The sequence below is a fragment of the Exiguobacterium acetylicum DSM 20416 genome, from assembly GCF_000702605.1.
Classification (GTDB): Bacteria; Bacillota; Bacilli; order Exiguobacteriales; family Exiguobacteriaceae; genus Exiguobacterium_A; species Exiguobacterium_A acetylicum.
Genome location: NZ_JNIR01000001.1, coordinates 396,407 through 420,684, shown reverse-complemented (window position 1 = coordinate 420,684; position 24,278 = coordinate 396,407). Strand labels below are relative to the sequence as shown.

21 protein-coding genes and 1 pseudogene are annotated in these 24,278 nt (G+C 47.3%); 4 read left to right on the top strand and 18 right to left on the bottom strand.

The window, feature by feature from the left end:
- Positions 1 to 228 precede the first annotated feature (228 nt).
- The 4 genes from P401_RS0102125 to P401_RS0102110 are packed head-to-tail and all read right to left on the bottom strand — an operon-like array spanning position 229 to position 6,315.
- Entirely contained in the window at positions 229 to 1,482 is a 1,254-nt protein-coding gene (locus tag P401_RS0102125; RefSeq protein WP_029341020.1) for a glycosyltransferase, read from the bottom strand.
- Positions 1,479 to 2,795 (bottom strand): glycosyltransferase family 4 protein, encoded by a 1,317-nt coding sequence (locus P401_RS0102120; RefSeq protein ID WP_235609859.1) that lies wholly within the window; start codon positions 2,793 to 2,795, stop codon positions 1,479 to 1,481. The genes P401_RS0102125 and P401_RS0102120 overlap by 4 nt, the downstream gene beginning before the upstream one ends.
- The gene (locus P401_RS0102115) at positions 2,690 to 3,694 is read right to left on the bottom strand and encodes a class I SAM-dependent methyltransferase (RefSeq protein WP_029341018.1); all 1,005 of its coding nucleotides are present in this window, start codon (positions 3,692 to 3,694) and stop codon (positions 2,690 to 2,692) included. Before P401_RS0102115 ends, P401_RS0102120 begins: the two co-directional genes overlap by 106 nt.
- A complete protein-coding gene (locus P401_RS0102110) occupies positions 3,691 to 6,315 on the bottom strand; it encodes a glycosyltransferase (RefSeq protein ID WP_029341017.1) in 2,625 nt (874 codons plus the stop codon). Before P401_RS0102110 ends, P401_RS0102115 begins: the two co-directional genes overlap by 4 nt.
- Positions 6,316 to 6,602: 287 nt before the next feature.
- Here P401_RS0102110 and P401_RS18660 point away from each other — a divergent pair, with 287 nt between their 5' ends.
- Positions 6,603 to 6,767 carry a hypothetical protein gene (locus tag P401_RS18660; RefSeq protein ID WP_023467459.1) on the top strand — a complete coding sequence of 55 codons (165 nt, stop codon included), beginning with the start codon at positions 6,603 to 6,605 and terminating at the stop codon, positions 6,765 to 6,767.
- Positions 6,768 to 6,825: 58 nt separating this feature from the next.
- Here P401_RS18660 and P401_RS0102100 read toward each other — a convergent pair whose 3' ends face one another.
- On the bottom strand, positions 6,826 to 7,821 hold the full coding sequence (locus P401_RS0102100; protein ID WP_029341016.1) for an NADP-dependent oxidoreductase: 996 nt from the start codon (positions 7,819 to 7,821) through the stop codon (positions 6,826 to 6,828).
- A gap of 188 nt (positions 7,822 to 8,009) precedes the next feature.
- On the opposite strand from P401_RS0102100, the gene P401_RS0102095 reads away from it, so the two are divergent.
- Positions 8,010 to 9,068, top strand: a complete 1,059-nt coding sequence (locus tag P401_RS0102095) for a PTS transporter subunit IIC (protein WP_029341015.1) — start codon at positions 8,010 to 8,012, stop codon at positions 9,066 to 9,068.
- Positions 9,069 to 9,154: 86 nt separating this feature from the next.
- Here P401_RS0102095 and P401_RS0102090 read toward each other — a convergent pair whose 3' ends face one another.
- The 3 genes from P401_RS0102090 to P401_RS0102080 form a co-directional block, all read right to left on the bottom strand.
- Positions 9,155 to 9,784: an HAD family hydrolase gene (locus tag P401_RS0102090; protein ID WP_029341014.1), complete on the bottom strand. Its 630-nt coding sequence runs from the start codon at positions 9,782 to 9,784 to the stop codon at positions 9,155 to 9,157.
- Between the two features lie 13 nt (positions 9,785 to 9,797).
- On the bottom strand, positions 9,798 to 10,361 hold the full coding sequence (locus P401_RS0102085) for a DedA family protein (protein ID WP_029341013.1): 564 nt from the start codon (positions 10,359 to 10,361) through the stop codon (positions 9,798 to 9,800).
- A 131-nt stretch (positions 10,362 to 10,492) separates the two neighbouring features.
- Entirely contained in the window at positions 10,493 to 10,927 is a 435-nt protein-coding gene (locus P401_RS0102080; protein ID WP_029341012.1) for a YkvA family protein, read from the bottom strand.
- A 137-nt stretch (positions 10,928 to 11,064) separates the two neighbouring features.
- On the opposite strand from P401_RS0102080, the pseudogene P401_RS17435 reads away from it, so the two are divergent.
- Both P401_RS17435 and P401_RS0102070 read left to right on the top strand, forming a co-directional pair.
- Positions 11,065 to 11,815: pseudogene (locus P401_RS17435) on the top strand (SDR family NAD(P)-dependent oxidoreductase).
- 334 nt (positions 11,816 to 12,149) lie between these two features.
- Positions 12,150 to 13,397, top strand: a complete 1,248-nt coding sequence (locus P401_RS0102070; protein ID WP_029341011.1) for a murein hydrolase activator EnvC family protein — start codon at positions 12,150 to 12,152, stop codon at positions 13,395 to 13,397.
- Between the two features lie 63 nt (positions 13,398 to 13,460).
- On the opposite strand, the gene P401_RS0102065 is transcribed toward P401_RS0102070, so the two are convergent.
- The 10 genes from P401_RS0102065 to dnaJ all read right to left on the bottom strand — a co-directional run bounded on the left by P401_RS0102065 (position 13,461) and on the right by dnaJ (position 24,180).
- Positions 13,461 to 15,110, bottom strand: a complete 1,650-nt coding sequence (locus tag P401_RS0102065; RefSeq protein ID WP_029341010.1) for a methyl-accepting chemotaxis protein — start codon at positions 15,108 to 15,110, stop codon at positions 13,461 to 13,463.
- A complete protein-coding gene (locus tag P401_RS0102060; protein ID WP_029341009.1) occupies positions 15,107 to 16,081 on the bottom strand; it encodes a BMP family lipoprotein in 975 nt (324 codons plus the stop codon). The genes P401_RS0102065 and P401_RS0102060 overlap by 4 nt, the downstream gene beginning before the upstream one ends.
- A gap of 135 nt (positions 16,082 to 16,216) precedes the next feature.
- The gene (deoC, locus tag P401_RS0102055) at positions 16,217 to 16,882 is read right to left on the bottom strand and encodes a deoxyribose-phosphate aldolase (RefSeq protein WP_029341008.1); all 666 of its coding nucleotides are present in this window, start codon (positions 16,880 to 16,882) and stop codon (positions 16,217 to 16,219) included.
- 76 nt (positions 16,883 to 16,958) lie between these two features.
- On the bottom strand, positions 16,959 to 17,843 hold the full coding sequence (rarD, locus tag P401_RS0102050; protein WP_029341007.1) for an EamA family transporter RarD: 885 nt from the start codon (positions 17,841 to 17,843) through the stop codon (positions 16,959 to 16,961).
- A 16-nt stretch (positions 17,844 to 17,859) separates the two neighbouring features.
- The gene (gene rarD, locus P401_RS0102045) at positions 17,860 to 18,741 is read right to left on the bottom strand and encodes an EamA family transporter RarD (protein WP_231925698.1); all 882 of its coding nucleotides are present in this window, start codon (positions 18,739 to 18,741) and stop codon (positions 17,860 to 17,862) included.
- Between the two features lie 47 nt (positions 18,742 to 18,788).
- Complete coding sequence (rluF, locus tag P401_RS0102040) at positions 18,789 to 19,484, bottom strand: 23S rRNA pseudouridine(2604) synthase RluF (protein ID WP_029341005.1); 696 nt, start codon at positions 19,482 to 19,484, stop codon at positions 18,789 to 18,791.
- A 525-nt stretch (positions 19,485 to 20,009) separates the two neighbouring features.
- A complete protein-coding gene (gene mtaB / locus P401_RS0102035) occupies positions 20,010 to 21,344 on the bottom strand; it encodes a tRNA (N(6)-L-threonylcarbamoyladenosine(37)-C(2))-methylthiotransferase MtaB (RefSeq protein ID WP_029341004.1) in 1,335 nt (444 codons plus the stop codon).
- A gap of 5 nt (positions 21,345 to 21,349) precedes the next feature.
- Positions 21,350 to 22,096 (bottom strand): 16S rRNA (uracil(1498)-N(3))-methyltransferase, encoded by a 747-nt coding sequence (locus P401_RS0102030; RefSeq protein WP_029341003.1) that lies wholly within the window; start codon positions 22,094 to 22,096, stop codon positions 21,350 to 21,352.
- A 4-nt stretch (positions 22,097 to 22,100) separates the two neighbouring features.
- Complete coding sequence (gene prmA, locus P401_RS0102025; protein WP_029341002.1) at positions 22,101 to 23,048, bottom strand: 50S ribosomal protein L11 methyltransferase; 948 nt, start codon at positions 23,046 to 23,048, stop codon at positions 22,101 to 22,103.
- 25 nt (positions 23,049 to 23,073) lie between these two features.
- Positions 23,074 to 24,180, bottom strand: coding sequence for a molecular chaperone DnaJ (dnaJ, locus tag P401_RS0102020; RefSeq protein ID WP_023467442.1), 1,107 nt, complete (start codon positions 24,178 to 24,180; stop codon positions 23,074 to 23,076).
- Positions 24,181 to 24,278: the final 98 nt, after the last annotated feature.

Genomic DNA, 24,278 nt, shown 5'->3' with positions numbered 1-24,278 from the left:
GCTTGGCTGTAACTAGACCATAACGACATTTCCTTTGCTTTCCAATGCTTCTAACCATCTCTTAAACCATTCTTCACAGACCTTACATTTCCAGCGTTTTCTATTGTTTTTGTAAATCTTATGAAGCTTTCGCGAATCCTTCGTATCTATTTGAATGAAACAAAACGACTCGTCAGGAATCCACCTTCATTGCACGTGGATTTCCCTTCGAGTCGTTGACTATTTCTCTTATTTTGCGTCAGATTCCATGAAAATCGAGTCATAGACAGCAAGAAGTCGACCTTTTTCTTGCTCCCAGTTGTATTGTGTCCTTGCTACGCTTGCTCGTTCCTGCATCGCCCGTCGCAAGCTCTCATCCTTCACTAGACGGTTGACTGCTGTAGCAATACTCTGCGGCGATTCGACATCAACGATTAATCCAACTCCTTCTGTTTCGACGACACGACGGATTTCTGGTAAGTCAGCTGCGATGACAGGAATCAACGCCGCCATGTATTCGAATAGTTTGTTCGAAGAAGCAGAATAATGATTGAAACAGACGTTCTGAAGGACTTGAAAGCCGACCGTTGCCGCTGCCGTGTAACTTGGTAGTTCAGCAAGCGGAACCTTCTCAATGAAGCGAATGCGAGACTTTTCCGATGATCGGGCAGCCAGTTGCATCAGTTTTCCTTTTAATTTTCCGTCCCCGACGAAAATCAATGTTCCTCGATCGATGAACGGCATCGCTTCAATGAGTCGCTCCAGTCCGCGTCCTTCTTGGATTCCGCCTTGATACAACAAAATCGGCTCATCTTGAGCAAGTGCTAACTCTTCGCGTAACGGTCGCGGTTGCGGAACAATCGGTTCGTAAAACGGATAATTGTGCAAGACAGACGGTCGTGTTCCGTATAACTTCTGGTGGTAATCCGCACGCGTGTCATTTTCAACGATTGTCTGGTCGACGAAGTGAAGCAACCAGCGTTCTAATTTCCCTTGCATGCTGCCGTATCCTGTCCGATCGGTCTGGACTTCATGCGAATCATAGACGATTTTCGTCCCACGGGCCGCCCCAATCGCTTGTGGTAACGTATTGACATCGTTCGCATGCATGACGTCATAATCGTGCTTCCTAGCAGCTCGTGTCATACGCAGAATGCCGAAACTGTTGTAAAGGGCGTACCGGATGAACCGACTTCGCATGAGGAAAAAGAGCACGAGCATCACGGGAATGAGCCATGGCGCAAGAAGCGCACCCATCAAACCGACAGCAAGTGTCCGTTTTTTCCGTTTACGAAAGAACGGGAGCCACCTCGCAAAAGGTGGCGTCCGGTCAATTCGAATGACGCGAAACCCTGACATCGGGTATTCGACTTCTGGAAGTGTGCCGTCATTTAGGCAGTATAGGTCCACGCGGTGCCCTGCTTCGACGAGTGCCGTACATTCACGTAAGACTCGGGCGTCATTCGTAAAGGGATTCCAAACAAACATTCCAATGCGCTTCATTCTGCGACCGCCTTTCGCGCCTGTGTTCGTTCGATGGCGTCGAACAAGCGCTGTTCATTTTGTTCCCAATCAAAATGGTGTTGGACGTATGCCACACCTGCGCGTCCCATCGCTGCACGTTTTTCTGGATTTCGTGATAACTCGAGAATATGATCGACGATCTCCTCTTTTTTCCGCTGGACAGACACATAACCAGCTCCTGCCTCTTCAATGACATGCGCTGCGTGTCCGGATACCGCTCCGACGATGGCACACCCCATTGCCATGTAGTCAATGATTTTACCGGGTGTCACCGTATCGAATGCTGTACTTTCGACGAGTGTCGCAAAGGCGATGTCACTCTTTGCCAGTTGTTTCAACGCATCCCAACGCGGCATCGCGTCAAGAAACTCGATGTTCGTCAATCCACGTTCCTTGACGAGTCGTTCGAACGTTTGCTTGTGATAACCGTAACCGACGACTTGAAAGCAGATATCCTGCTCTTGTTGAAGTTCCTGTGCGACGTCCAGCAACAAGAACACATCTTGCGCGAGTCCGATATTCCCTGTATATACGACACGCACTTGTTCCGACACTTTTCGCCGTTTAATCAACCACTCGTTTTCCTCGATCGAGTTCGGAATGTAATGAATTTTTTCCGGTGCGATACCACGCCCTTCAATGTACGATCGAAACCCTTCACTATTAATGACCAATTGATCCGCCTGACGATACATCCACTTTTCAAGCCAGTAGAGCGGAGTCAATAACAAACGCGAATTCGTGATGCCGACGCCAATCAGCGACTCCGGCCATAAATCGCGTACATCGAGAATCAATGGCGCTTTTTTGACATGTTTCGCGACGACCCCGACGAGTCCCATGAAGATGGATGGTGTCGTCGCATAGATGTAGGCGTAGGATTTTGGATCGTGTCGCACCTCTTTTACAGCGAGTACGAATTGTTCTACAAACAAGCGGAGGCGCCGCCATAAATTGTTCGTCGCCCGGATGTCACGCGGTTGGATACGGGTTACATGTGCCGTATCCAAGCTCGGTTCATCCCAGAACATTGAGTCCGTATAAAGTTCTGCCGTCGGATAGAGCGGTTCTGATGTCAGCACATGGACGTCACTTCCCGCTTGTTCCATCCGCTTGAAGATATTCTTCATTCGGTTTGCCGCACTCCCGATTTCCGGATAAAAATTTTGACAAATCATCAAGACGTTCATCGATGACTCCGGCGCTGCTTGAGTTGACGTCGGAACTTCCAGTAGCGGACGACGATTTTTCCGAGCTTTGATCGCGCGAGTGAGCGGTATTTTGATTTCCATGATGCATTCGCCTCCAGCAGTTCCAGATTTGCTACCAATGCCCCTTCGAATCGATCAAGTAGTGCGGCATATTGTTCTTCAAGCACCTTGTATTGTTCACGCTGTTCCTGTAGTTGCTGTTCCTGACGTAACGATTCTGCTTGTGCCTGCTCTAATACATCTGTTTGTTCCCCTAACCGCTGAACTTTTCGTTCTAGAGTCTGTTGCTTGCGTTTTAAGTCAATGATCGTTGCGAGATGCAATCGCTCCACCTCTTCAAAGGCGTCTTCTAGCCATTCAACTTCCTCCGGTAAAATCGATCGACCAGATTGAAGTTCCGGATAGACTTGAATCGTGATTCCAAGCCACTTATCGATCCGCTCGACCGTTTCGATTTTACCGAAAGGTGTCAATTGCTCAAGCAGTCGATTTAAATAATACGTCCGTTTATGATCTGCATAATCGTTCACTCCGAATGGGACTGTGATGACAAGTCGGCCTTCTGGTGCGATGAACGAGACGGCACGAGCGATGAAGCGTTCCGGCTCCCCGATATGTTCCAGTACTTCCGTCATTAAGACTGTATCGAATTGAATATCAGGTGTGTATGTCATGACATTCGCTTCATGTAATTCCACCTTTTCTTTAACGGATGTCGGTTCCTCGAGCAACGCTTGTTTGGCTTCGATGATCGCTTCTGGTAATACATCGATCCCAACGACATGTTTCCCTTCGCGTCCAAGCAAAATTGGAACGACTCCGCCTGAACAACCGATATCTAAAATGTGCTCCCCTTTTGCTTGTCGTACGATCCAGTGAACACGCGCGCGGACTTTTTTACCGAATCCACCGCCTAACTGATCGTAATAGGCCGCCCGGATTTGATCTTTTGGTCGTGCTGTTTTCATCGATGCCGTCATTTCTGCACCTCCTCGAGTAATAGATGTTGAAGCCGATCTGTCTCCTGTCGATCCGCAAGCTCCATGAATTGACGGATCAACGGATTCGTCAACGTGATCGGTTCATAGAAACTAATGATCGTACGTAACAATGCGACACTCGGTGCGAAATCCTTATCACTGCAGTAGCGCAATTTAACGAGATACCAATGCTCGAAGAAATGCTCGAATCGTGTTTGCTTATATTCCTCTAGCACTCCATAACGGGCGAACTTTTCTGCTCGTGCCCGCTCTCGGACGACACTTCGTTCAAAAAATTTCACCGTCAAGGCATTCACGGTCGATCCGGCAACCGCCGCATAATAATAATGAATGACCCGATTGACGAGTAAGACACGGTTCGCACGGAGCATCAATTCTTGGAAGAACAAGGAGTCCTGTCCGACTGCACCGACTACCTGCTCCAATTGATGTTCGAGCAGGAAAGTACGACGGACGACGAGTGCTTGAATGCTTTGTACCGCAAACCGATGTTTCAATAGAAAAGCTTTCGGATCCTCACAAACGGTTCGTCCCTGTTTACGAATCGTCGGTAAGGCGATGATACTCGTCTTCTCGGCCAGCTTTTTCATATGCCCTGCCACAAAATCAAGTGATGGATCTTTTTCTAGTTCCTGAAGCAAAAAAGCATAGCGATCACTGAGTACCTCGTTATCCGGATCAAGGAACGTCACGTAGTCAGCGCGTGCCATCTCGACACCTTTGTTACGCGGACGTGAAGCACTACCGCTTCCACCTGTCTCGAAGAAATAGGTTCTGACATTTCCGTGGCGTCGTGCGAGACGCTCTACCGCTTGACGTGTCGCTATATCCGTCGATCCATCATCTACGAGTAAAATCTCTGACTCCATGAATCGATCCATCCGTGTAAGACTAGCGAAACATTTATACGTGAGGTGTTTTCCATTGTTATAGATTGGAACGACGACCGATAGTTGCGGGGTCTGATTCGTCGGAGCTACCGCCTGCTCGTTCCACTCAAATTGATCGAGCAACAGCGTTTTTCCGTTCAGTTCATCTGCCTGGAACATGTCATATCCGATAGCTGACCGCCAGACGATTGCACCGTTTCGGCTACCGCTCATCTCTTGTAGATGATACGGATGCTCGCTTCCTTTTCGGACGATGCTCGCATCACTGTATTTAAAACCGTTCACGAGGTCCTCAAGATAATATTCGCCGTAGGATTCCTGCCCATCCATCCAAGCCACGAGATCGGCTTGATTGTAAGTTTGCTCCGTCAGCGCATCCGCAGAGACGATTTCGTCCGGTGTGAGACTTTGGCGATTGATCACGTCACGGATGGCTTCCCCGTCTTGGGCAACGACGATCAATAAGCGATGTTTCCGTGTCTCAGGTACTCGCCCAATGAACGCTAGAATCTGATCTATCCGTTCGAAGACCGTGTGTTCCGTCATGACGGCACGAAGCCCTTCTGCTCGTAACCGTTCGATTTCTTCTTGCGACGTACGTTCCACGATTGCCGTCGCCTCCTGTGCGTCATGCACGGTGAAGATGTTCGGAAACTCATTGTTGACGGCGATACTGTAATTCGACAGGATTAGATTCCCGAGTGCTTGCGATTCATAGACGCGACGGGCACACATCGTTTTGCTGTATTTGATGCTATTCAGGTTCAAGACCCAGTCATAACATTTACTGACTTGTTGTAAGGCATCATAAGGAATCGCTGGTGCGACCCGTGATTGATAACGTTCCGGAAACTGATAAGCCGGTAAGTCGAGATGATAATTCCGGTCCACGATATCGAGTTCGTGCGAAGACTGCATCACCCCATCAAACAACATCTCCGTATCTTTAACGCGCTCCGGATATTTCGCCATCCAGCTACCGGCAAATAAAACGCCCTTCTTTCGGCTACGCGTTGCTCCGATCGGATTGTGAATCAATGGATTGACACCAAACGGCATCGCCATGATCCGATCATGACCACATAAGACGCGGTATTCAGGAATCATTGCCTCATCTGAAGTCAGGACATAATCGGCAGCTTGAGCCACGTCTTGAAACCGTTCATGATTGCTCGGATCTTCCGTCGATTGAAAGACGACTGGAATTCCTTTAGCTTTGACTTCCTGCATCATTGAAAGCAACCGTTGGCGTTTTTTTGAATTCGGTGTGGCGACACCTTTCCAATCGTCTCCTCGTAACCCCTTCCATGAAGAGACGACTAAAAAGAGATCAATCTCGCGCTCGAAAACTTCTTCGAATGTGTGCGCATTGACGTAGTGGAGATGAACGGCATCTTCATAATAGGCGTACATGAATTCCGAGCAGACGATTGCCATCTCGATTGGTCGCTTTTCATAATAACGCGTCGTCGTCCGGACCGGAATCTCCGAGACATCCAATTGATTCAGCAGTGATGCTTGGCTATTTTGTCGGTAACGTGTCGTCGTTTTATTAGAAGTTCGAACCGTTGGCAGTCGCAAGACCTCTAACTGACGGAGTTTTTCGAGTGCCTCTTTACTTGCGGTCGTCGCGCTTGTTAGTCGTTTTTTCTCTTCGCGGACCCAGTTCAGTTGTTGCATGATTTGTCGTTTCCATTTTTGATCACTCACACGTAAACACCCTTCCTCTTTTCAACTCTTTCTTAGTCTACGGAAGCAGTTCAAAGGCTACTTGAAGGACTTGCAAGGTTTTTGTAAAGACTTCATGAAGCTTTTTTGGATTTTCCTTACATTCCATTTCAGTCAACCTGTATTTCCTAGGAAATCGACCACTTTCGCTTTCTTGTCCGTGGAAGTCATTCACATGTTTTCAAAAACGAATCCTATGCACTCTCATTGTTTTGGATTTAAAAAACGGGGAAACATTACTACGTACTGATAAAAGGAGATGACTGGACATGTTAAACGAAAAAAATCATGATTTACCAGATGAAAAGGCAGACGTTGGTCTTCACCCGGATCCTGATCCAGCTGAGACATCAGATCCCGGAATCAAGCCTGCGGAAACACAACATCCGGATCCTGATCCAGAAGAGCTCGAGCGCGATCGAAAAGATTCATGAATCTCACGCCATAGAAAAAGAGGTTGCGGAAATAATTCCGCAACCTCTTTTGGCATATTTACTTCACTTTTACTAATAGTTTCCCTGTGTTCGAACCATCAAATAATCCGAGGAAGGCATCTGGTACACGATCGAATCCTTCAAAAATCGTCTCTTCGTATTGTAACTTCCCTTCACTAACCCATTGACCAAGTTGCTCAGCTGCTTCCTTGAATCGTTTGCCATAGTCACCTACTAGGAAACCTTGCATGCGCGCACGCGCGATGATTAATTTCGATTGAACACGTGGACCGATGTCCTGTTGTGCATTATAACCGGAAATGGCACCACAAACCGGTACCCGCGCGAATGGATTGAGTCGATCAAGGACTGCATCACCGATTTCACCACCGACGTTTTCAAAATAGACATCGATGCCGTTTGGACATGTCCGGTCTAACGCTCCCCCGATGTCTTCCGTTTTATAATTGATGACTTCATCAAAACCAAGATCTGCTTTTAAGTGTTGTAGCTTTTCGTCACTTCCTGCGATTCCGACGACACGAGCACCTTTGATTTTAGCAATTTGACCAACGATCGATCCAACAGCCCCTGCTGCTGCCGATACGACGACCGTTTCCCCTGATTGTGGATTCCCGATATCAAGCAATCCGAAATACGCCGTCATCCCTGTCATTCCGAGAACACCGAGTGCTGTTGAAATCGGTGCAATCTGCTCATCGATTTTACGGACACTTTTCGCATCGACGACTGCCTTTGTTGCCCAATCGAGCATCCCGACGACGACATCGCCTGACTTGAGTGCCTCACTTTTAGACTCAATGACTCGCGCCACGACACCACCGTGAATCGGTTCATCAATCTCAAACGGTTGCGAGTAAGAGCGCGCATCGTTCATACGTCCCCGCATGTATGGATCGACCGAGATATAGAGTGACTCCAGTGCGACTTGCCCTTCCTTCAACTCTGCTAACTCAAATGATTCATAACGGAATGTTTCCCCTGTTGGTTTTCCGTTTGGTCGTGCCGCTAATACGATACGTTGTTCTGACATGATTCATGACCTCCTCTTTCAATGTACTTCCTCACTGTAACAATTCCGTTTCTGAAAGACGAATCCTTTGCTTGTTTGGAATTTTCTAACTTTTTCTTGACGCCTGCCTTTGCTTGCCGTAAGATAAAACACAATTCATAACTTTTATACTGTTATGCATAAAAGCATTACATAAGGAGAGGACTTGTATGGATTCATCTATTTTGCGTCAGCCGCGTCAATTTGCCGTTCATGTTTTAAACGGACTCAGTATCGGAATTCTCGTTGCCCTTATTCCAGGAGCACTACTCGGTGAACTCGCTAAGGCATTGTTGCCATACGTCTCTGGTGCCCAACATGTTTTAGATGCCACAACACTCGCGATGCGCCTCTTGCCGATGGTGATTGGTGTTGCCGTAGCCATGCAATTTAAAGTGACACCGATTGCGACCACGTCGATTGGACTCGCGACAGTCGTTGGATCAGGTGTTGCGACTCGTGCAGATGCAACCTTCGTCTTCGTCGGTACAGGAGACGTCATCAATGCTGGTCTGACGGCAGCTGTTGCGACGGCAATCGTCTTATTGATCGGTGAACGTTTCAAAACGTACACGGTGCTTGTCATGCCAACGATTTTGATTGTTGGAGCCGGTGGAATCGGTGTATTGACATATCCGTTCGTGACACGGATCACGACAGCGATCGGACATGTCATCTCAGACTTTACGGCACTTCAACCCGTCTTAATGGGTATTCTGATTGCCGTCGCCTTTTCCGTGCTCATCGTCTCTCCACTTTCAACGGTCGGCATTGCGACAGCGATCAGTTTATCGGGTGTTGCTGCCGGAGCTGCGAACCTAGGCGTCTGTGCCGCTGGATTTGGTCTTGCGATCGCCGGATGGCAAGCGAATTCACGTGGAACGTCGATTGCTCACTTTCTTGGTTCTCCTAAAATTCAGATGGCGAACTTTATCCGTAATCCCTTGATGATTCTTCCTGTCATGTGTAGTGCCGCAATACTTGGTGCACTAGCAGGAATGCTCGGCGTCCAAGGTACGCCGTTCAGTGCCGGATTCGGAATGTCTGGTCTAATCGGTCCGATCAACGCGTTACATCTGATGTCGGGAGGCTGGACAGTGTTTAACATGACATTCGTTCTTGGGCTGTTCATCGTCTTGCCGGTCATCCTTTGTCTGTTGTTCCACCTACTCTTCCGGAGATTCCGTCCATGGATGAGTGCAGAACCATACCGACTGGATTTTGAGTAAGCTCATCTTTAGTCATTCTTTCATCACAAAAAAAGCCAAGCCGACCGTCTAAAAGATCGACGGATCGGCTTGGCTTTTTGATGCACTTATTTGATCACTGTCAGTAAGTCAAGCGGTGTCTCGATGACATGGTCCGCCGAATCCCACTCGGATTGTGTACCAAAACCGTATTGGCATAAGACGACGGGCATGTTTTCCTTACGAGCCGCTTCGACATCGGAAGACCGATCCCCGATCATCCAGTAAGTCGCTTCTCCAAACTCCTCACGGTGCGCTCGCAAGATATCCGCCTTTTCTTTCCCATTGACGGATTCCAAGCATTTCGGACTCGTGAAGAACGAGCGAATATCCTGGCTATCCAGCACAAGGTTTAGATAGTGATTGCCACAATTACTTGCTGTTGAAATGGTATGACCCGCGGACACTAGCGCTTCTAACAAGGTTCGAATTCCGTCGAACAAGACGTTCTGTTCCACCATCGTCGCTTCAAGATGACCATGTCTTTTTTTGCGGATTAACCGAATATCCTCTTCTGAAGCCTCTGGAATCGCCTTACGCCAAAAGGCACTTCCCGCCAACCCATAACTTGCTTGTACACTAGCTTGAGAAGGTTTTGGAAGATGCGGCATGTCCTCCATCGCCCGATGGATTGCTTCCGTCATCTGTTCCGTTGAATCAATCAATGTACCGTCAATATCGAATAAGATAATTGCCATGATGCCACTCCTTCTAGATCTCTTTTTTTGCCTTTTTCTTTTTCTGGATCAAGTAGATTACAGTAATGAGCATCCCTAGTCCAATCCAGACCACAGGATGATTAAGGTGATGCAACTTTCGCCATTCATGACCGACGGCTTTCCCGCCCCAAATGAATATCGTTGACCAAAGGAGGAAGGAAATCGTCGTCACGACGGTAAATGTCCAGCGCGAGACACCCGTCAGACCTGCACCAATCGCAAATCCGATGCGCCACATCGGAGACAGAAGAAGGATATAGCGCCCTTTCGTCTCCATTTGTGTTTGAAACTGAAGCATTTTTGTTTCTGAAATCCGAAACCATTTGAATAAACGATTCAATAACCGTTCACTCCCGAACTGACCAATTGTAAAGAAGAGGTTCTGACTAATGACGAAGCTCAACACAGCGAGGAACAACATGAATAGTAGGTTCGCCTGTGCGGTATGCACGAGATATCCGGCATACGCGAGCGGTACTTCGCTCGGTATGAATGGAAACATGAGCGTCATCATGATCCCGATATAACCGTATGATTCCATCCAGTGGTGTCCCATCTTCGCCCTCCCTCTCTTTTTACCAACTATTTTTAGTGTATCGAAATTTCAAGAGGGCGTACAGGAAACGGCTCTTTGTGGACAAAGAAGAGCGACTTCTGGTCTGAAGTCGCTCGGATCATCTAATTTAATTAATACGCATCCTCACTTTGTACTGGTTGCGTACGACGCTTTTGTTGTTCATCCTGCCAGTCGCTGAAACGTGTCAATTCTTCAAAGACTGTTTTCGTGACGAAGAGGATGACCGCGATATCGTCTGCGAAACCGAATCCGAGTACGAAATCAGGTACAAGGTCAATCGGTGACACGAGGTAAATCAACGCGCCGATTACTTTTAAGATCGTCGTACGACGAATGTTACGGTATTCACCTGATTGATACGCGCGAATCATATCGACGAACAACGTCAATGGCGAGAAGACGACGGACAAACGAGAGTTACCGTTTACCTTTGCAGTTGCTCGTTGTAACAGCGAGTTCGTCTTTTTCGGACGATCGATATAATCTTTTGCATCTTCGGCATATTGATTTTGTTGTTTTTCTAATTGTTGATTTGAGAATTTCATTCCTATTTTCCCCCATTCTAAAGTAACTTCAACGCTTTTCTATTTCCCTGTTCCTACGGATGATAATCCTGTCAGGTTTCAGGATATGATGGAACGGTAAAAAAGGGAGAGAAGCGTTACAGAAAGGATGATTTTTTATGAATCATGTTAATCAAACCGTCATCATTACGGGAGCCGCGAATGGAATTGGAGCAGAACTCGCCCGCACATATGCTGCGCATGGCGCAAATGTCATTCTTGCTGATATCGATCAGATGACAGGAGACGAACTAGTTCAACAAATTGAAGAAGATGGTGGAACGGCTTACTTCTATCACCTCGATATCCAACACGAAAAAGACGTTCAACTGTTGATTGAAAAAGCGATTGAACATACTGGTCGCATCGACATCGTCATCAATAACGCCGGTATCATGATTCGAAAACCCTTACTCGAATTGTCACTTGAGGAATGGGATCGGGTTCATCATACGAACCTGCGTAGTATCTTTTTTAACGACTAAGGCCGCTACACCTTATTTGAAACAAAGTAAAAGTGGTGGTCGGATCGTCAATCTCGCTTCGACCCGTGCCTTCATGTCGGAACCGCATACAGAATCGTATGCATCTACGAAAGGTGGTATTTTTGCTCTGACCCATGCACTTGCTGTCTCACTCGGAGAAGACGGAATACTCGTCAACGCGATTGCTCCTGGTTGGATTGAAACCGGTGACTATCAAGAATTATCACCTGAAGATCATAGTCAACATCCAGCCGGCCGTGTTGGAAAACCAAGTGATGTCGCTCGAGCCGCTCTTTATCTAACACATCCAGATAATGATTTCTTGACCGGCGAAACACTAGTCTTAGACGGTGGGATGACACGAAAGATGATTTATGAGGAATGATTCGTATTGAGTGCCTTTCGGGGCACTTTTTCATTTTATAAAAACTATACTTATACCTTTTTCAAACATTAATAAACCTTCTATTTATATGATGTTACAAAAATATATCTTCTGACATCATTCGGAAATCAATCAATTACACATTGATTTTTCCTTTCATATCAACATTTTCTACTTATACTTCTGTTCACGCATCATTATTTTCATAAATTCTTCATACTTTTCGCTAGCTTCTCTTGCATTTTTTTAAAAGAATTGTAAAGTGGATTTTCCGATTTTCTTGTTAGAGTGGGAAAGGTAACACTTCACAAGGGAAAGGAATGACGCTTAGTTTATGAAACGACCTTTCGGAAAGTCACTTGGGCTATCGCTCATGACACTCACTCTACTCGCAAGTCCGCTCATGACGACGACTCCCGTCGACGCGGCAAGTTCATATAAAGAGAAGCAACAACAAAACCAGCAACAACAATCGAAACAACGCGAGGCGTTGTCTCAAAAAAATAATCAGCTCTCTAAAGCACAGCAACAAGTCTATGCACTTGATCAACAGATCAATGGGCTGACGTTACAAGTCGTCGAGAATCAAAAGAAGATCGACGAAAACACGAAACAGATCGCTCGATTAGAAGATAAGATCGAGAAGTTACAAAAGAAAATCAAGAAGCAAGAAAAAATGCTCGGTGATCGCTTGGCAGTTCGCCAGTCTAAAGCTGATAACGCCCCGCTCCTTGAAGCCGTCTTCGGCGCAAAAGATGTCGGTGATATGATCAGCCGCTTCAATGCCTTTAATACGATCGCGGAAAGCGATGCTTCTTTGTTAAAAGATTACGAATCAAACAAAAAAGAACTGGCAGCTGCCAAAGAAGAACTAAAGCAGACACGCCAAGATTTGATTGAAGATCGTAATGTTTTAAAAAAGAAACAACGTGAACTGAAACAAGAAAAACAAAAGCGCACAGCACTTTTGAAGCGTCTGACGTCGCAAAAGAAAAAAATCGAATCTAACATCCTCAGCCTGAAAGAGGCATCGGCCCAACTGAAGGCACAGGAAGCAGCTGAAAAAGCAGCAGCCCGAGCAGCAAAGGCAGCTGCCGCAAAAGCTGCGAAACAATCAGCAGCTCCAGCATCTGTTAGTAAGGCTAGTACGAAAGTCATCTCAAAAGCAAAAGGTAAATTCATTAAACCTGCTCAAGGCTCTGTCTCGCAAGGAATGGGTGCGGCAAGCGGAAGCAATGGTTATGCGTATCACAATGGAACAGACTTCGCTGGTCCACTCAACTCGCCAATCGTCGCGTCTGCAAGTGGAACAGTCATTTTAGCAAGTTCAGGTGGTCCTTACGGCAACCACGTCTATATCTCTCATAATATCGACGGGAAAACGTATACGACCGTTTATGCCCATATGAATGCCTTGAACGTCAAACAGGGACAACAAGTCAAACAAGGACAGCAAATCGGTGTGCTCGGAAGCACCGGTAACTCGACTGGTCCACACTTGCATTTTGAAATCCACGATGGTGGGTACCAGTATGATGCGAATGGACGGACGAATGAGCTCGATCCAGAAAGCTTCTTCTAAGTCGATTCAAGAAAAAGTGCACTTCTTCTCTTCCGAGAAGGAGTGCACTTTTTGCTGTGTTCATTAAATTTTGAATTGATGTGTCTGACTATCAAGCGACGTCGTCGTTGACTCGAGTTCTTGCATCAATTGATGAATCTGTTCGAACGATGCCTGTTGATCGCGCATCGAAGCAGCAATCTCTTCATTTCCAGCTGCAAGTTCTTCCATGACGCCACTGACTGTGCTGACTTGACCAACGACATGGCGGGCTTGTTCTTTCGAATGAACGAGTTGTTTCGTTACATAATCAAGTGTTTCTGTCACGTTTGCTACCTTTTGACGCGTCTCGCCGAATGCTTGTTGAACGTGCGTGAAGTTCTCGACCTGGTTTGTCTGCTCCCGCTCCGCTTGTACGAGTGCTTCTTGTAAGACGGCACCGTCCTGACGAATTGAACGGACGAGTGAGAAGATTGAGCGCGTCGCCTCGTGTGTCTCGTCGGCTAATTTTTTGACTTCACTTGCCACGACAGCAAATCCACGACCGGCTTCCCCTGCCCGCGCCGCTTCGATTGCCGCATTGAGTGACAATAAGTTCGTCTGTGCGGAGACTCCGGCGACGAGTTGTGCCATCTGCTCGATTTGTTGCGTCTGTTCTAAGAAACCTTCCAGTTTCTGACCGAGTTCGCGGTTTTGTTCCGTTGACGCGCGAAGTGACCGTGCTTGCTGTTCCATGACGGAACTACTTTGAACCATCACGTGATCGGCCGCCTGTCCTTCTGCATAAGCGGTTTGTGCGCGTTGTTCACTCTCTTCAAAGAGCTGTTGCATATCGGACATCGTACTGACTGTCGTCTGGATATCGTCCGACACCGTTTGAGTACCACTTGCCATCTCATTGATCGCATGGGTCATGTTGCCAGAAACTTCAACGATGTTCGCGTTCTCTGTCGTCGCTTCCGTACTCATCTGACGAATCGTATTCGACGAACGACTGATCGTTCCGATGACCTCATGCAAGGTTCCTTGCATCTGGGCAACCGCTGTCTCGAGTCGACCAATCTCATCTTTTCGACCGGATACGACTAGTTCCTGTGACAAGTCTCCGTCCGAGATTTGCTCTGCTGTCCGGACGACACGGCTGATCGGTCGCGTGATGCTACGGGCGAAGTACCAGTTGTATAGCGCAAGACCGATCAGGAGGATGAATGTCGCGATTAGGACAGTCCTCGTCAAATTCAAAGTCTCGTCTTTTGCTTCACGTTGTAAGACATCATAAAACTCTCCATTTTTCGTATGTAACGTGTAGAGATCACTGAGGACACCTTCGATTCGTGCGGCATGGGAGCGAATCTCAATCGGATTCATCGCGTCCGTCAGGTCCGTCCGTTTCGCAGCGAGCGTCTTATATTTCATATCCGCCCGGTTCAACTCTTCTTGAAATGCAGGAATCAAATACGTCTTTTGTAGCTGATTCAAGGCTTGTTCGTTCTTTTTGCTAAGAGCCTGTACTTGCTCCGCTTGACTCTCAGACGGCTGGCTTGCCAGTCGGTTCCATGCTGCCTGTTCATATAAGAGCTTCGTTTCGAGTTCTGAAATCTCAACGAGCTGTTTCCCGTAGTCTTCGTTATAGGATTGAATTTGACGGAGTTGGAACAAGGTCCATCCCATCAAGATGACGACACTCAAAATCGTCACTAACGTTGAGAGTAAAAATCGTTTCCGTAACGTCATTGAATCGTCACCTTACCTTCGAGCACGTCTTGTTGTAGCTGCTCTAATTTTTTTCGTTCCCCGTCCGTAAAGTTCGTGTTTCGGATTGGAGCCAATTGGATTGCCCCTTCTTTGACACCCAGGACGACTTGTCCGGACTGTAGACCTTTCGCAGCCACATCTTGTCCGATTTTCGTAATCGCAAGATCAACTTGTTTTAGCATTGACGTCATGACAGCGTCAGGCGCGATCGGAGTTTGATCGCTATCGACACCGATCGCTTTTTTCCCCTTCGTTTGCGCTGCCTCCAGGACACCGCTTCCCGTCAATCCAGCAGCTGCGTATAATACGTCTGCCTTTTTCTGCATCATTTCGTTTGCGAGCGTCCGTCCCTTTTCCGGGGCTGCAAAGTCCTCTGCGTACTCGACGAGTACTTTCGTTTTTGGATTGACTGCTTTAGCGCCAGCTATGTATCCTTTTTCAAATTTCTCGATCAGAGGCGACTTCATCCCACCGATGAAACCAATCGTGTTCGTCTTCGTTTGAATCCCTGCAGCCGCACCCGCTAAGTAGCTTCCTTCATCCTCTTTGAACGTAACCGAGAGTACGTTCGGTAACGTCGATACAGCATCAATCAAAGCGAATTGTTGTTTTGGATATTTTTTAGCAACGGTTTCAAGATCCGTCTGCCCCATAAAGCCAAGCCCGACGATGACGGTCGGTTTCTTTTTCGCTAACGCTTCGAATGCTGCTTTATAAGTCTTTGTTTCATTTAACTCTCGGTAATCGATCGACCAGCCTTCCTTCTCCCGTAACAACGCCATACCACTCATCGCCGCATCGCTGAATGATTGATCGCCAAGACCCACATCCGACAAGACGACTGCCATTTCCTTCCGCTCCTTGACTGCCCGTTCTGGATCATCGATGACACTGCCGCACCCTGCGAGGCTAAGTGTCGATGCCAGTATGATTCCACTCCATCGTTTCATTCATTCCACATCCTTCCGACATTCTACATCTGATTATCGGAAGCGATGTCCGACTTCTTAATACAAAATTTAAATTCAGAATAGTCCCATAAAAAAAACATGCCCCTCTAAACAAGAGGGGCATGCCAGATATTCTTAGTAGTCGCTGTCAGACGAACCGCCTGTAACGATTGCGATTCCTGCTGATGCACCAATGCGCGATGCACCTGCATCGATCATTGCTTTTGCACCTTCGAAGTCGCGAACACCACCAGATGCTTTAACACCGATGTCAGGACCAACTGTCTCACGCATGAGACGGATGTCTTCAACTGTTGCACCACCCGTTGAGAAACCAGTCGATGTCTTCACGAAGTTAGCACCTGCTTTAACTGAAAGTTCAGCAGCTGTTTTGATTTCTTCTTTTGTAAGAAGGCAGTTTTCGAAGATGACTTTAACGAGTGTACCGTTTGCCGCTTCGACAACCGCACGAATGTCACGTTCTACTAACTCAAGATCACCATCTTTTAATGCGCCGATGTTCAAAACCATATCGATTTCTGTAGCACCGTTTTGGATCGCATCCTTTGTTTCGAATGCTTTCACTTCTGGAGTGTTTGCTCCAAGCGGGAAGCCGATGACTGTACAGACTTTGACGTCATCATCTGATTTTAAGAGTTCTGCTGCTAACGCGACGTAAGTTGGGTTAACACAGACGCTTGCGAATTTGTATTCTAATGCTTCTTTACAGAGTGTTTCGATTTGAGCACGTGATGTTTCTGGCTTCAGTGCCGTGTGGTCGATCATTCCTGCTAAATTCATGTTTGTTGTCCTCCTTAAGGGTATCCCTTAGACTCTGTTTTTATTCTATCACGCAAGAGGTCAGACTTCTATCTTTTTACGCGACTTTTCGGAGCTGTTTTTTCCGAATCCAGACACCATTGAGCGTAAAGACGATCGCTGCTGTCCAAATACATGTAAACGCCACCATGTGCGTTTTAGTAAACGGCTCGTGATAGAGCAATACACCGAGTCCAAGTGACAAGGTCGGTGCGACGAATTGAAGGAATCCGACCCATGTGAACGGAATTCGTTGTGCCCCGAATCCAAATAACAAAAGTGGAACGGCGGTGACGATCCCGGTCAAGATGAGTCCGGTCATCGTACCGACGGATTCGGTCATCGAAGACGACCCTTGTACTTGCCAATACCCGAGGAAGATCAAAGCCAGCGGAAGCGGCGCCATCGTTTCTAGCGTCAAACTGACCGTTGATTCCAGCGGTCGCCGCTTTTTGACGACGCCGTAAAAGCCGAAGCTTAAGGCAAGAGCGATCGAGATCCATGGAAACTCACCGTAACCAATCGTCAAAATCAAAACGCCGATTGTCGCAAGGACAATCGAGATCCATTCAATCCGTGAGAGCTTTTCTTGAAAGAAAAAGACACCGAAGACGATACTGACGAGTGGATTGATGTAATAGCCAAGCGATGCCTCAACGATGAATTGATGATTGACGGCCCAAATATAGATGAACCAATTTAGACTGATGATCAGTCCGTTCAAGAAAAAGAGTCGACGTGTGAACGGATCGCGTAACGCCGTCTTCCATTTCCCAAGAGCTTTTTGAAACGACAATAAGATGAGCAGAAATAAGAACGACCAGATAATCCGGTGTGCCAGTATCTCTTCACTCGGTACATTGGCGAGCATCTTCCAGTAGAGCGGTAAGAGTCCCCAAATGATATACGCGACAAGTGTCGCGAAGAATCCAGGTAGATTCATGTATTCCCTTCTTTCGTTATGACACTTTCTTCATTCGCATCTTTCCTGCCGATAAACCGCTGATCGTAAATAAAGCAACGGCAATCCAAATGAACAGGAAGGCGATGAAGTGAATCGTCGTAAAGACGTCATTAAATAGATAAATTCCAAGTAGTAGCGTCAACGTCGGAGCAATGTATTGGAGAATCCCGACGTAGACGAACGGGATTTTCGGCATCCCGTATCCGAATAACATCAATTGGACTGCTGTTGCGATCCCGAGCATGATGATCGCAACCAGCGCACTCATTGGCATCGCAAGCGGTTGACTATCTGTCACACCAAGCGTCAAGAGAGCGAACGGGAGCGTGACCAGTGTCTCTAGAAATAATCCGGATAATGGTTCCGCTGCCGCCTTTTTCTTCAGTACACCGTAAAAAGCAAACGAGACGGCAAGTGAGAAGGCGATGATCGGAAATTGACCATAACCGAGCGTTAGAATCATCACACCGATGATCGCTGATAAGATGGCGATGATTTGCGGACGCGTCAGACGTTCCTTAAAAAAGATCAAACCGAACAAGACGCTGACGAGCGGATTGATGTAATACCCGAGTGACGACTCAACGATATAGCCTTCCCCGATGGCGTACAGATAGAGCGACCAATTTCCACCTAGTACAAGCCCTGCTGCAAGCACGGTATAGCGCTGGCGTTTGTTTTGCCACAGTTGACGAACGAATCGGAATTTCTTCGTCAGTCGCAGTAATAACGTCACGAAGATGAACGCACTCAATATCCGAATTGAAACGACCGTCCATGCTGGAATACCAGTTGCAAATACTTTGTAGATCGGTAATAGTCCACCAATTACGTAGGCGACGAATGTCGCACTCATACCCCGTTTATCCACGGTCATCCCCCTTATGTATGAAGAAAGCCGCCAATGGCGACTTTCATTGAACCTTATTGCCCGTCAAGCGTCGTAAACAATTCGCGTAATTCCGCTTCCGTCAAATCACGCCAAGAACCGATCGGTAAATCACCGAGCTCGATGTTCATAATTCGGACGCGTTGCAGGCGTTTGACCCGATAGCCGAACTCTTTACACATACGGCGAATCTGACGATTTAACCCTTGTGTCAAAATGATCCGGAACGTCCGTGTCTCGAGCGGCTCAACGATACATTCTTTCGTCGTCGTACCGAGAATGTCGACTCCACTCGCCATGCCTTGAATGAACGTATCCGTAATCGGTGCGTCGACGGTCACGATATATTCCTTGTCGTGATTGTTTTCCGCTCGTAAGATCCGGTTGACAACATCACCGTCATTCGTCAACAGAATCAAACCGTCTGAATCCTTATCGAGACGACCAATCGGGAAAATCCGCTTCGGATGGTTGACGAAATCGATGATGTTTCCTTCGATATCAAGCTCCGTCGTACATGTGATGCCGACTGGTTTATTTAAGACGATGTAGACAGGTTTTGGTTTCGTTTGGAGTGGTTGACCGTCGATTTCGACGACGTCCGTCTCTTCAGCTTGCGAGCCGAGTTCTGCCGTCAGACCGTTGATTGTCACACGACCTGCGTCGACTAATTTATCGGCAGCACGCCTTGAGCAAAAGCCCGTTTCACTAATGAATTTGTTGATTCGCATGAATGATATCCTCTTTCCTTAATTGAACTGTATTCAGTGTAGCGCATTCCTGAAATGAAAACAAAATAACATGCGATGCTTCTCTAAGTAAGAAAAGCAATGCATGTCGTCCTTAGTCTTCAATGCAATGATTGATTCATTGTTTTTTCTTATCTATGTTTAAAAACGTCAAACAAGTAATACTTATTATTAGCACGACCAAAATGATTGAACTATGCGCAACTGCATCTTGATTAAATAAAACGATGAACATCAATACTGTTAAGGTGACTGATAGAACTGATAATCCGTTTGTTTTCATTTTGGAAAATTCCTTTGTATGTGAAGTAATATGCCACTGTTACAAGGCTTTATTTCTGGTAATCATCTACTTATAAAAACCATAACATAAAATCATTTTCTAAAATGAATCGATTACAAGTTGTTTTAAAAATCTAAAGCACCTTATATAGTAACGTAAGAAAACAGCCCCTATTTCGAGGCTGTTTTCTTATATGCGTATATCAAGATCGCTTTTACGAATCATTAGACCGCAGCGTCTTTTAATGTCTGCATGATTCGAACGAATTGACCGTGATTCATCGGATAACCGGCTTTCGTGATTTTGACACGAACGAGTTGACCGATCATTGACTCATCGCCTTCGATTGCGACACGCAAATAGTTATCCGTATAACCGACGAGACGACCGCCTGCTTCCTCCGAGAATTCTTCCGGAATGATCTCAAGCAGTTCTCCTTCGTATTTCGAAGCATATTCCTTCGCGAGTTGATCCGATAAAGCGATCAAACGCGCGACGCGTTCTTCTTTGATCGATTCCTCGACTTGATCCTCCATCATCGCAGCTGGTGTTCCTGTCCGTTTCGAGTACGGGAAGACATGCAACTCACTGAACTTATGGTCATTGATGAAGTTGAACGTTTCCATGAACTCTTCTTCCGTCTCACCTGGGAAACCAACGATGACATCCGATGTGATCGCACAGTCAGGAAGGACTTCCTTCAGACGCGTGATCCGTTCTCCGAATTCTGCCATCGTATACTTCCGGCGCATCCGGCGAAGGACCGTATCCGATGCCGACTGGATCGGAACGTGCAAGTGACGAACGACGATCGGCGAATCCTTCAGGACATCAAGTACCTCGTCCGTGATTTGACTCGCTTCAATCGACGAAATGCGTAAGCGTTCAAGTCCATTGACAGATTCGAGTGCTTTAAGTAATTTTGCTAAGTTGTAGTCTTTCAAGTCTTCTCCGTATCCACCTGTATGGATTCCCGTCAAGACGATTTCTTTGTAACCCGCATCAACGAGCTGTTGTGCTTGCTTCAAGACATCTTCTGGTTGACGAGACCGCATGAGACCACGCGCCCATGGGATGATACAGAACGTACAGAAGTTATTACAACCTTCCTGAATTTTCAGCGAAGCCCGTGTCCGGTCCGTAAAGGCCGGTACATCTAGTTCTTCATAGACTTTTGCTTTCATGATGTTTCCGACCGCATTGATTGGCATGCGCTCTTCTTGGAATTGTTCGATGTATCCAATCATTTTATGCCGATCTTGCGTTCCGACGACGACATCGACGCCAGGAATCGCCATGATCTCAGCAGGAGACGTTTGGGCATAACAGCCCGTTACGCAGATGACACTATCCGGATTTTGGCGAATCGCCCGTCGGATGACTTGGCGACTTTTCTTATCTCCGGTATTCGTGACCGTACATGTATTGACGACATACACGTCCGCATGATCAGCAAAATCAACGCGTGCGTAGCCAGCGTCCTTAAACAGTTGCCAGACAGCTTCTGTTTCGTAATGGTTGACTTTACAGCCAAGCGTTTGAAAGGCAACAGTTGCCATTTCGTTCACCCTTTCAATTCAAAATGATACGAGACGGCGGAAAGGACATAAAATGGTGCCGTTTCCGTCCGTAAGATGCGACGCCCTAGAGCGGCTTTTTTAAAACCGGCCTCCGTCAAACGTGCGATTTCTGCTTCAGCGAACCCACCTTCAGGTCCGATGACGACAAGAAGGGAATCGCCCTCTTGCAGCCCAGCAAGCGTCGTAGCGAGGACGGAGGCCTCCCCTTGTTTCGCTGATTCTTCATAGGCAACCAGACAAGCCGTGTAGTTCGATGCATCCTGTAAGACTTCATCATACGCCACGAAGTCGACTGTCGGCAAGTGGGCACGGTACGATTGTTCCGCTGCTTCCTTGACGATTTTTTCGAGTCGTTCAATCTTTTTCGGAACCTTCTTTTGATCCCATTTCGAGACGGAACGGTCGGCTTCGAAAATCCGTAGATGATGGATCCCGAGTTCCGTTGCTTTTTGGGCAACGAGTTCGATTTTATCGCCTTTTGGCAATCCATGGGCGATCGTCACACGAATCGGTAACTCCGTCTCAATCGGTAGCGTCTCTTCGATCCGGGCAGAAGCCACTTGTTTATCGAGTGCTTCCAGGCGGCACCGGTAAAGACCTGTCCCGTCGAGTACGAGAATCTCTCCGCCGACTTCCATCCGCATGACGTTTTTCATATGGTGTGCGTCGTCTTTCGGGAGATGAAACACATCTCCCTGACGCATCGAGGGCTCGACGAAATACCGTTGCATGCGTTTACGCCTCCCGTTTCGCGATGATCGCGACCCAGTCCTCAAGCTTCGTCGTCTCGACGATTGTGAAACCTGCTTCTTGCATCGCTTGTACGACCATATCCTTCTTCTGACTGATGATACCGGAAGCGATGAAATGACCGCCTGGTAACGTCAATGTATAAGCATCCTTGACGAAGAGAAGGATGACTTCCGCTAAGATGTTCGCGACGATCAACTCGACCGGCTCACTCAATTCCTTCATCAAGTCGCCTTGACGGACCGTGATCTGCTCACTGACTTCGTTCAAAGCGACGTTTTCCGTCGCTGATTTGACAGCGACTTCGTCTAAATCGAGTGCAAAGACATCCTTTGCCCCAAGCTTCGCAGCTGCAATCGCTAGGACACCGGATCCCGTTCCGACATCGACGACACGGTCTTGCTCTTGCAAGTAGTTCTCAATCGCTTGAATACAGAGGACCGTCGTCGGGTGTGTTCCCGTTCCGAATGCCATACCTGGATCGAGCTCGATGATTTTTTCATCCGGTTGTGGTGTATAATCTTCCCACATTGGGACGACGGTCAGATGGCGACTAATTTTGACCGGCTTATAGAATTGTTTCCATGAATGAGCCCAATCTTCTTCATCTACTTGAGTCAGCGTGACAGCACCCGTGCCAATCGACAAACCGAAGTTCGTCAACTGCTGGATATCATGTTCGATGCCTTTGATCGTGTCCGTCAAATCGCTGCTTTCTGCAAGATACGCCTTCACGAGTACACCTTGTGTCGGATACTCGTCTCGTTTCGTCTCATCCCAAATTTCACCGAAGTTATCTTCGCGGTGGGACATCATCTCGAAATCTTCGACGTCCTCGATGACGACTCCGCTTGCTCCCGCTTCATGTAAGATGTTTGAAACTGCTTCGATGGCTTCTTGTGTCGTATGGACACAGATCTCTGACCATTTCATTTCTTGTCACGCTCCTCTGTAGTGATCACCCTGTAAAGAATGTCTTGATCCGGCTGAAGACACCTTCGTGTTGCTCTTCGACACCTTTTTCATCGCTAATTTCATTGAATTCCCGTAAGAGTTCTTTTTGACGTTCCGTCAGATTCTTCGGTGTAATGACGACGACATTGACGTACTGGTCGCCATGGTGACCGGACCGAACGTTCGGCATCCCTTTTCCGCGGAGACGGAATCGTGATCCTGTCTGTGTTCCGGCTGGAATCTTCAGACTGACCTTACCGTGAACAGTTGGCACTTCGATCTCATCGCCAAGTGTTGCTTGCGCGAATGTCAGTGGCATATCCATGACGATATGATCGTCGACACGTTCGAACAATTCATGTGCTGCGACACGAACGACGACATACAAGTCACCCGCTGGTCCACCGTTGACACCGGCTTCCCCTTTTCCTGCTAAGCGGATTTGTTGCCCATTGTCGATCCCTGCTGGAATTTTGACACGGACATCTTTGTTTTTACGAACGCGACCGGCTCCACGACATGTTTCACATGGCTCCTTGACGATTTGTCCACGGCCATGACATGTCGAACATGTCGTTTGGTTGACGACACGACCGAACATCGTGTTTTGTTCGACGTTGATATGCCCCGAACCACCGCATCGTTTACATGTTTCCGGATGTGTTCCTGGTTTAGCACCTGAACCATGACAAGTACCGCAATCTTCTTCGACTGGAATCGTGATCGTCTTCTCGACGCCTGTGACCGATTCCATGAAGTCGATTTCCTCGACGTATTGTAAATCCTGTCCTTTACGTGGTGCGTTTGGATCTTGACGACGTCCGCCACCGAAGAACATGTCAAAGATATCGCCGAATCCTTCTGCTCCACTGAATCCACCGCCACCTTGTGATGGATCTTGGTGACCGAATTGATCGTAACGTGCTCGTTTATTGTCATCGGATAACACTTCATACGCTTCCGATAGTTCCTTAAATTTTGCATCCGCATCGGCTTCCTTATTGACGTCTGGGTGGTACGTCCGGGCAAGCTTACGGTACGCGCGTTTGATTTCCGCTGATGAGGCATCGCGCGCGACGCCTAGTACTTCATAATAATCGCGTTTTTCCACGTGCAGTCTTCCTCTCTCTATTCCGATTCATTTCATACTGTTTGATTTTACCGAACTTCGTGCGACATGGAAAGAGCCAAAGCGCGGATACGCTTTGG

Excerpts from the sequence above, each read along its gene's own strand:
- P401_RS0102065 (WP_029341010.1), bottom strand. The coding sequence starts at position 15,110 with ATGACGTTACGGAAACGATTTTTACTCTCAACGTTAGTGACGATTTTG.
- deoC (WP_029341008.1), bottom strand. The coding sequence starts at position 16,882 with ATGAATTTAGCAGGAATGATCGACCACACGGCACTGAAGCCAGAAACA.
- P401_RS18660 (WP_023467459.1), top strand. The coding sequence starts at position 6,603 with ATGTTAAACGAAAAAAATCATGATTTACCAGATGAAAAGGCAGACGTT.
- P401_RS0102090 (WP_029341014.1), bottom strand. The coding sequence starts at position 9,784 with ATGGCAATTATCTTATTCGATATTGACGGTACATTGATTGATTCAACG.
- P401_RS0102080 (WP_029341012.1), bottom strand. The coding sequence starts at position 10,927 with ATGAAATTCTCAAATCAACAATTAGAAAAACAACAAAATCAATATGCC.
- P401_RS0102030 (WP_029341003.1), bottom strand. The coding sequence starts at position 22,096 with ATGCAACGGTATTTCGTCGAGCCCTCGATGCGTCAGGGAGATGTGTTT.
- P401_RS0102095 (WP_029341015.1), top strand. The coding sequence starts at position 8,010 with ATGGATTCATCTATTTTGCGTCAGCCGCGTCAATTTGCCGTTCATGTT.
- P401_RS0102060 (WP_029341009.1), bottom strand. The coding sequence starts at position 16,081 with ATGAAACGATGGAGTGGAATCATACTGGCATCGACACTTAGCCTCGCA.
- P401_RS0102085 (WP_029341013.1), bottom strand. The coding sequence starts at position 10,361 with ATGGGACACCACTGGATGGAATCATACGGTTATATCGGGATCATGATG.
- rluF (WP_029341005.1), bottom strand. The coding sequence starts at position 19,484 with ATGCGAATCAACAAATTCATTAGTGAAACGGGCTTTTGCTCAAGGCGT.
- P401_RS0102125 (WP_029341020.1), bottom strand. The coding sequence starts at position 1,482 with ATGAAGCGCATTGGAATGTTTGTTTGGAATCCCTTTACGAATGACGCC.
- rarD (WP_231925698.1), bottom strand. The coding sequence starts at position 18,741 with ATGACCGTGGATAAACGGGGTATGAGTGCGACATTCGTCGCCTACGTA.
- mtaB (WP_029341004.1), bottom strand. The coding sequence starts at position 21,344 with ATGGCAACTGTTGCCTTTCAAACGCTTGGCTGTAAAGTCAACCATTAC.
- rarD (WP_029341007.1), bottom strand. The coding sequence starts at position 17,843 with ATGAATCTACCTGGATTCTTCGCGACACTTGTCGCGTATATCATTTGG.
- P401_RS0102100 (WP_029341016.1), bottom strand. The coding sequence starts at position 7,821 with ATGTCAGAACAACGTATCGTATTAGCGGCACGACCAAACGGAAAACCA.
- P401_RS0102120 (WP_235609859.1), bottom strand. The coding sequence starts at position 2,795 with ATGGAAATCAAAATACCGCTCACTCGCGCGATCAAAGCTCGGAAAAAT.
- P401_RS0102070 (WP_029341011.1), top strand. The coding sequence starts at position 12,150 with ATGAAACGACCTTTCGGAAAGTCACTTGGGCTATCGCTCATGACACTC.
- P401_RS0102115 (WP_029341018.1), bottom strand. The coding sequence starts at position 3,694 with ATGACGGCATCGATGAAAACAGCACGACCAAAAGATCAAATCCGGGCG.
- prmA (WP_029341002.1), bottom strand. The coding sequence starts at position 23,048 with ATGAAATGGTCAGAGATCTGTGTCCATACGACACAAGAAGCCATCGAA.